Raw genomic sequence first — 6,485 nt, 5'->3', positions numbered from 1 at the left:
CCGACCAGGCCGTCGCCTCGTCGGACACCGGCTGGCCGGTGATCGCCTCGGCCTCGTCGCGGTTGAGGCACAGCAGGTCAATGCGGCCCAGCAGGCCACGCAGCTTCTCGGCTTTCGGCGAGGATACGGCGTCGACCGCCACCAGCGCCGGCCGGCCGGGATGGGACAGCACGGCGGCCAGCCCCTCGGCCGGCAGGTTGGCGTCGACGAACCAGGCTGCAGCCGGTCGCGCTGCCGCCAGGGCTGGGGCCAGCGCCTCCGGCCCCATCTCGTCATAGATGCCCATATCGGCGATCGCCACCGCCATCTCGCCGCCCGGCTCCAGCACCGCGGTGTAGCTGGCGGTGCCGCTGGTCTCCGACCGGCCGACCAGGGACAGGTCGAGCCCCAGCCGCGCCATCTCGGCCAGGATCCGCTCGGCCGACGGATCGGACCCCAAGCGACTGACCAGGCCGACCGGCAGGCCCAGCCGGGCCAGGGTCTCGGCCACGTTGCGGGCCACGCCGCCCAGGCTGGTGCGGATCGTCACCGGATTCGAGGTGCCCAGGCGGACGGCGCGATGGGCGCGGGCCTGGCGGTCGATATGGGCGGCGCCGAAGCACCAGACGGGCAGAGGCATGCGGTCTCTCTCGCGAACGGGCCGCACCCTGCGTCCGCCGTCGCCGAAAGGCAAGATCCGGGGTTGCGAAGCGGCGCCGCAGCCGGCAGCATCCGGGGCCATGCGACGCATCGCCCTCCTGGTCGTCCTGCTGCTCGGCTTCACGGCCCCCGCCCTGGCGGCGGACCCGCCGGTGCCGTCGGGCACCTATCGCGGGCAGGTCACCTCGGGCGGCGTGTTGGCCCCGGCGGTGCTGACCTTCCTGCCGGACCGGCATGGCGGCTGCTATCACGTCGTCGACGCCTCGGCCGGGCCTTATGACGGGACGCTCAGCGACGGCGAGGCCCTGGGCGGCGGCCTCTACCGCTTCACCTGGAGCGACAAGTTCGGCATCGGCACCGTGACCTTCGCCTTCCAGGACGGCGCCGCCGCCTTCAGCGGCAAATGGTACTTCGCCGACCAGTTCGCCGGCGTCTGGCTGGCCAAGCGGGCCGAGGGGGATGATCTCTCGTGCAAGCCGGCGCCGGTGGCGTCGCTGGACTGACCGAAGCGGTGGTCAGATCGTCACGGCGCTCCGCACGTCGGTCTGGGCAAAATCGTCGCCCTTATAGAGCAATGGTAGTCCCCTGACCTTGGCGAGGGCGTAGCTGAAGACATCGCCGAAATTGAGCTGCGCCGGATGGCCGCTGCCCCGTCCGAAAGCGACGAAGGCAGAATAGGCGGCGTCCATTTCCGCTACGTCGGGAGCGACGAACTCGAAAGGCGGCAGGCGCAGGAGATCGTCGAGGAAGGTAATAGCCCTCGGCCCGCGCCGAGCGAAGATCACCATTCGGGATTCGACCACCGATACCGTGCTGATCAACGCCCTGTCTGCTTGCCGGATCGCCTCGACAAAGGCTTGACGCTCAGGCTCGTTGAAGGCGATTGCGACGATCGCAGAGGTATCGACCGCGATCACTTCGGCAGACCCTGCGTATCCCAGTTCAGCGGATCGAAGGCGTCGGCTCGGTCAGGGATGCGGTCCAACTGCGACAGCAGGGACGCAAAACGATCAGCGCCAGCGGAGATCCCGATGTCTTCGGCGAGACGGTCGACTGCGCGTTCGACCAGGGCCGTCTTGGTCAGTCCGGTCGCTCGGGCCAGCCGCTCCACCTTCTCCACCACCTTGGGGTTCGCGATCTGGAGTGCCATGGAGACGACCTGAATGTTTATATAAATATCGTCAATATACATCGCCGGACGTAAGCGCTCAAGGAGCCGCAGGTCAGTTTTGAACCGGAGGTCTGGCCGCATCCCGGTCGACGCCCTATCGTCGCTGTCATGCCGACCCCGCGCCCCGACCAATGGATCCGAGTCCAGCCCGAAGGCCTGCTGGTGGAGCCCGGCGGCTTCCATGTCGACCCGGTGCGGCCGGTGGAGCGGGCGCTGGTTACCCACGGCCATTCCGACCACGCCCGGCCCAACAACCGCGCGGTGCTGGCGACGGCGGAGACGCTGGCGATCATGCGCGCCCGCTATGGCGAGGAGGCGGGCCGCAGCCTGCAGCCCGTGACGCTCGGCGAGACCCGGCGGATCGGCGAGGTCGACGTCACCTTCGTGCCGGCGGGGCACGTCCTGGGCTCGGCCCAGATCGTGCTGGAGCATGCCGGCAGCCGTGTCGTGGTCTCCGGCGACTACAAGCGTCGTCCCGACCCGACCTGCCTGCCGTTCCGGCCGGTCGTCTGCGACGTCTTCGTCACCGAGGCGACCTTCGGCCTGCCGGTGTTCCGTCACCCGCCGGATGGGGAGGAGATCGGCAAGCTGCTGCACTCCGTCGCCCTGTTCCCCGAACGCTCCCATCTCGTCGGTGTCTACGCCCTCGGCAAGGCCCAGCGGGTGATACGCCTGCTGCGCCAGGCCGGCTGGGACCGGCCGATCTACATCCACGGCGCGCTGCAGGCGCTGTGCGATCTCTACGAATCGCTCGGCGTTCCGCTCGGACCGCTGCTGCCGGCCACCGAGGCGTCGAAGGCCGAGCTGGCCGGGCAGATCGTGCTGGCACCGCCCTCGGCCAGCGCCGACCGCTGGTCGCGCCGCCTGCCGGACCCGGTGGTGGCTGCCGCCTCGGGCTGGATGCGGGTGCGCCAGCGCGCCCGGCAGGGCGGGGTCGAGCTGCCGCTGATCATTTCCGATCACGCGGATTGGGACGAGCTCTGCGCCACCATCGAGGAGGTCGAGGCCGGAGAGGTGTGGGTGACCCATGGCCGGGAGGAGGCGCTGATCCACCAGGTCCGCAAGTCGGGCCGCGCCGCCCGGGCCCTGGCGCTGATCGGCTTCGAGGAGGACGACAGCGCATGAGAGCGTTCGCGGCGCTGATCGAGGGGCTGGTCTACATGCCGTCGCGCAACGGCAAGATCCGGCTGCTCACGGATTATTTCGAGCACACCCCCGACCCCGATCGCGGCTGGGCGCTGGCGGCGCTGACCGGTGCCCTGACCTTCGCCGCCGCCAAGGCGTCGACCATCCGCAACCTGGCGGTCGGGCGGGTCGACGAGGCGCTGTTCGGCTGGTCCTACGATTTCGTCGGCGACCTGGCCGAGACCGTCGCCCTGATCTGGCCGCGCAAGCCGGGCGCCAACCGCGAGCCGAGCATCACCGAGGTGGTGGAGGAGCTTCGGGCCACCTCCCGGGCCGCGGCGCCGCTGCTGATCGAGCGCTGGCTCGATTCGCTGGAGGCGTCGGAGCGCTTCGCGCTGCTGAAGCTGATCACCGGGGCCCTGCGGATCGGCGTCTCGGCGCGCCTGGCCAAGGTGGCGCTGGCGGAATGGGGCGGCCAGCCGGTCGACGACATCGAGGAGCTGTGGCACGCGCTGGAGCCGCCTTATGAGGAGCTGTTCGTCTGGCTGTCGGGGCAGGGGCCGAAGCCGGAGATCGGCGACCGCGCCACCTTCCGGCCGCTGATGCTGGCGCATCCGCTGGAGGCCGAGGACATCGCCGGGCTCGACCCCGCCGCCTACCGGGCGGAGTGGAAATGGGACGGCATCCGCGTGCAGGTGGTCGGCCGCGGCGACCGGCCGCCGCGGATCTATTCGCGCAGCGGCGACGACGTCACCGGTGCCTTCCCGGACCTGGCCGACACCATCCGCTTCCACGCCGTGCTGGACGGCGAGCTGCTGGTGGCGCGCGACGGCGCGGTGGCGCCGTTCAACGACCTGCAGCAGCGGCTGAACCGCAAGGCGATCACCGCCCGGATGATGGAGGACTACCCGGCCTGGGTGCGGCTCTACGACATCCTGTTCGAGGGCGACGAGGACCTGCGGCCGCTGCCCCTCGACGCCCGGCGCATTCGGCTCGAGTCCTGGATCGCGCGGGAGCGCCCGGCGCGCATGGACCTGTCGCCGCTGATCCCGTTCGAGAGCTGGGATGAGCTGGCGGCGCTGCGCGACAACGCCCGGGCCCAGGCGATCGAGGGGCTGATGCTGAAGCGCGGCGACAGCGACTATGTCGCCGGCAGGCCGAAGGGACCGTGGTTCAAGTGGAAGCGCGGGGCGCTGACCCTCGATACCGTGCTGATGTATGCCCAGCGGGGCCATGGCAAGCGGTCGTCCTTCTACTCCGACTACACCTTCGGCACTTGGCGGACCGAGCCGGAGGGCGAGCGGCTGGTGCCGGTGGGCAAGGCCTATTTCGGCTTCACCGACGAGGAGCTGGCGCAGCTCGACCGCTGGGTGCGCAACCATACGGTCAAGCGCTTCGGCCCGGTCCGCGAGGTCGAGCCGCGGCTGGTGCTGGAGGTCGCATTCGACAGCGTCCACCGCTCCACCCGTCACAAATCCGGTGTCGCGATGCGATTCCCCCGGATCCACCGCATCCGCTGGGACAAGCCGGCGGCGGAGGCTGACCGGCTGGAAACGCTGGAACGAATGATCGTCGAGTAATACTTCGATTTAACGACACTTTCATTTGACAAGAAATTTTATTCACATTGCCTGCGTATTAGGCGTTGACAGTCATGGCCCTCTGCGCGAGGGTCGCCCTCAAGAGCGGCCCCTCATGAAGGCCGCCGAGCACTTGATGCCAGCAGACGAGTCGCGCCCCGAAGAGGGCGAGGAGCCGTGCGCTTTCCTTGTAGAGCCGCGGCAAAGACACGGAAGGATGACATGTTGGCGAGAAACCCCAGACCGACCCTCCCGACCTCCGATCGTTCGGCCGGGCGGTGGCGGAACTGACGGCATAGCCGCCCTGTTCCCCCATCGCTTCCGCCACTGTCCGGCGCTTGTCACGCCGTCTCCCCAGAGGTCCATCATGGTTCGTTCCGAAGCGTTCACGATCGAGGTCGCGGGCGAGGCGATTGGTATCGTCGTCGCCCAGAAGCGCGGCTTCCGTTTCTACGCTTCCGATTCCCGCTTCCAGCATCTCGAGGGCCAGGAGTTCCGCTCCGTCCCGGACGCGGAGCGCGCGGCCCGTGATCTCGGGCGCACAGCACCTCTGCCGCCGGCTGTAGGCCTCGCCAGCTGAGCCCTGCCGCCACGTCTCGCCCGCGCGGCGAATCTCCGTCACACTGATCCGCGGAGCATGGCGGCGGAGACGGTGATGCGTGTCGGCGTGGCAATTGTCGCATCCCTCTTGATGTGGCTCGGCGCCGCGCCGGCGTCGGCTCAGTTCGATATCCACTTCTTTGCCGTCTGGTGCGCGCATGACGACGAGATCGCGGCCGGCGATCGCGCGGCGCTCGATCAGGCGGGGCTCGACTTCGCCCGCAGGATCGTCGACGGCGATCTTGATGGGGCCTTCAGCCAGCTGACCCCGGAGGCCGCGCATGCCATGGGGCGCGACGGCTTCGCCAGCGCCCTGCGCTCGATTGTCAGCCTGGTCAGTCCCTTCCAGGATCCGGTTATCCGCCGCACGCTGCTGCTGACCGGGGCCGAGAAGGGCGGCGGCGCGATGCCCTGCGGCACCTTCGATCCGGCCGAAGGCAAGGTCACGGTGAGGTACGGCAAGGCTGCGAAGCAGGGCTATGCCGTCATTGAGGGCAAGAGCGGGCATCAGCGCTGGACCTTCGTGCTGTGGATGATCGCCGGGCCGGACTGGCGCGTTGCCCACTTCCAGGCGGCGCTCACCACCATTGCCGGGCGGTCGGTCACGGATCTGCTGAACGCGGCCAGGATCGAGCGCGACAAGGGCCACGCCTTCACCGCCACCCTGCTCTATGACTGGGCCGGGATCCTGGCGGATCGTGGGCCGAATCTGCAGATCGCGCTGCAGTCGGATATCCGGAAGGAGGCCGCAGCAAGCCCTCTGCAGCGGCCGCAGGAGCTGCAGGGCCCATGGCCCCGCACCTGGACCCTGGGCGGGCAGGCTTTCACCATCGGCGAGCTCGGGCTCTACGATCTCGACGGGCAGCTGTTCCTGAAGCTGGTGCAGGAGGTCGGACCGTGGACCGGCGACTCCGATGCCGACCAGCGCAACCGCAGGCTGATCCAGGCCTTCGCCACGGCTTTTCCGGACTATGCCGCGGTCTTCGCGGGGCTGGCCGTGTTTGCACGCGATGAGACAGGAGCCCGGATCTATCGCACCATCGATCGACACAGCTGAAGGCCGGCGGCGCGGGATGGGGCGGATCGGGGAAGGAACGCTGGTGCTGCCGCTGAGGATTGAACTCAGGACCTCTCCCTTACCAAGGGAGTGCTCTACCACTGAGCTACGGCAGCCCGCCCGTCCAAGGCGGCGCGGAACCTGCCATAGCGTCGGGGGTGGTGCAAGCGCTTTTCCGAGGGTCGTGTCGATTACGTCCGTTCCGTGTCGTCCGCCTCTCTGCTCCGGTTGCGTAACGGCCCCGCATCGGCCATACCAAAGCCGAAATGACCGATCAGCGTCGTCCCCCGAACGCCAAGCCCGCATCGCCGTC

General features: G+C 69.0%; 8 protein-coding genes and 1 tRNA gene. 5 read left to right on the top strand and 4 right to left on the bottom strand.

Going from position 1 to position 6,485, the window contains the following annotated elements; genetic code table 11:
- Positions 1-619: PfkB family carbohydrate kinase (locus tag P409_RS22715; protein ID WP_238578742.1), on the bottom strand; the 619-nt coding region annotated here is incomplete at its 3' end.
- A gap of 100 nt (positions 620-719) precedes the next feature.
- On the opposite strand from P409_RS22715, the gene P409_RS22710 reads away from it, so the two are divergent.
- Positions 720-1,142 (top strand): hypothetical protein, encoded by a 423-nt coding sequence (locus P409_RS22710; protein WP_034844051.1) that lies wholly within the window; start codon positions 720-722, stop codon positions 1,140-1,142.
- Between the two features lie 12 nt (positions 1,143-1,154).
- On the opposite strand, the gene P409_RS22705 is transcribed toward P409_RS22710, so the two are convergent.
- Both P409_RS22705 and P409_RS22700 read right to left on the bottom strand, forming a co-directional pair.
- Positions 1,155-1,556, bottom strand: a complete 402-nt coding sequence (locus tag P409_RS22705) for a type II toxin-antitoxin system VapC family toxin (RefSeq protein WP_034844048.1) — start codon at positions 1,554-1,556, stop codon at positions 1,155-1,157.
- The gene (locus P409_RS22700) at positions 1,553-1,789 is read right to left on the bottom strand and encodes a type II toxin-antitoxin system VapB family antitoxin (RefSeq protein WP_034844052.1); all 237 of its coding nucleotides are present in this window, start codon (positions 1,787-1,789) and stop codon (positions 1,553-1,555) included. Before P409_RS22700 ends, P409_RS22705 begins: the two co-directional genes overlap by 4 nt.
- Positions 1,790-1,918: 129 nt before the next feature.
- Between P409_RS22700 and P409_RS22695 the strand changes: the two genes are divergently transcribed.
- The 4 genes from P409_RS22695 (at position 1,919) to P409_RS22680 (ending at position 6,172) form a co-directional block, all read left to right on the top strand.
- Entirely contained in the window at positions 1,919-2,935 is a 1,017-nt protein-coding gene (locus P409_RS22695) for a ligase-associated DNA damage response exonuclease (protein WP_052121211.1), read from the top strand.
- Complete coding sequence (locus P409_RS22690) at positions 2,932-4,515, top strand: cisplatin damage response ATP-dependent DNA ligase (protein ID WP_034844042.1); 1,584 nt, start codon at positions 2,932-2,934, stop codon at positions 4,513-4,515. Before P409_RS22695 ends, P409_RS22690 begins: the two co-directional genes overlap by 4 nt.
- A gap of 367 nt (positions 4,516-4,882) precedes the next feature.
- Entirely contained in the window at positions 4,883-5,095 is a 213-nt protein-coding gene (locus P409_RS22685; protein ID WP_034844040.1) for a hypothetical protein, read from the top strand.
- 57 nt (positions 5,096-5,152) lie between these two features.
- Entirely contained in the window at positions 5,153-6,172 is a 1,020-nt protein-coding gene (locus P409_RS22680) for a hypothetical protein (RefSeq protein ID WP_152613494.1), read from the top strand.
- A gap of 41 nt (positions 6,173-6,213) precedes the next feature.
- Here the strand turns inward: P409_RS22680 and P409_RS22675 are convergent.
- A tRNA-Thr gene (locus P409_RS22675) sits at positions 6,214-6,288 on the bottom strand.
- Positions 6,289-6,485 lie beyond the last annotated feature (197 nt).

Origin of the sequence: Inquilinus limosus MP06 (assembly GCF_000767795.1) — a bacterium.
GTDB classification, from domain to species: Bacteria; Pseudomonadota; Alphaproteobacteria; order DSM-16000; family Inquilinaceae; genus Inquilinus; species Inquilinus limosus_E.
Note: the sequence above shows the minus strand (reverse complement) of the source record. Positions and strands in the feature narration are given on the sequence as shown.

Bases quoted from the DNA above. Each gene is read 5' to 3' on its own strand.
- P409_RS22710 (WP_034844051.1), top strand. From the start codon at position 720: ATGCGACGCATCGCCCTCCTGGTCGTCCTGCTGCTCGGCTTCACGGCC.
- P409_RS22700 (WP_034844052.1), bottom strand. From the start codon at position 1,789: ATGGCACTCCAGATCGCGAACCCCAAGGTGGTGGAGAAGGTGGAGCGG.
- P409_RS22695 (WP_052121211.1), top strand. From the start codon at position 1,919: ATGCCGACCCCGCGCCCCGACCAATGGATCCGAGTCCAGCCCGAAGGC.
- P409_RS22690 (WP_034844042.1), top strand. From the start codon at position 2,932: ATGAGAGCGTTCGCGGCGCTGATCGAGGGGCTGGTCTACATGCCGTCG.
- P409_RS22685 (WP_034844040.1), top strand. From the start codon at position 4,883: ATGGTTCGTTCCGAAGCGTTCACGATCGAGGTCGCGGGCGAGGCGATT.
- P409_RS22680 (WP_152613494.1), top strand. From the start codon at position 5,153: ATGGCGGCGGAGACGGTGATGCGTGTCGGCGTGGCAATTGTCGCATCC.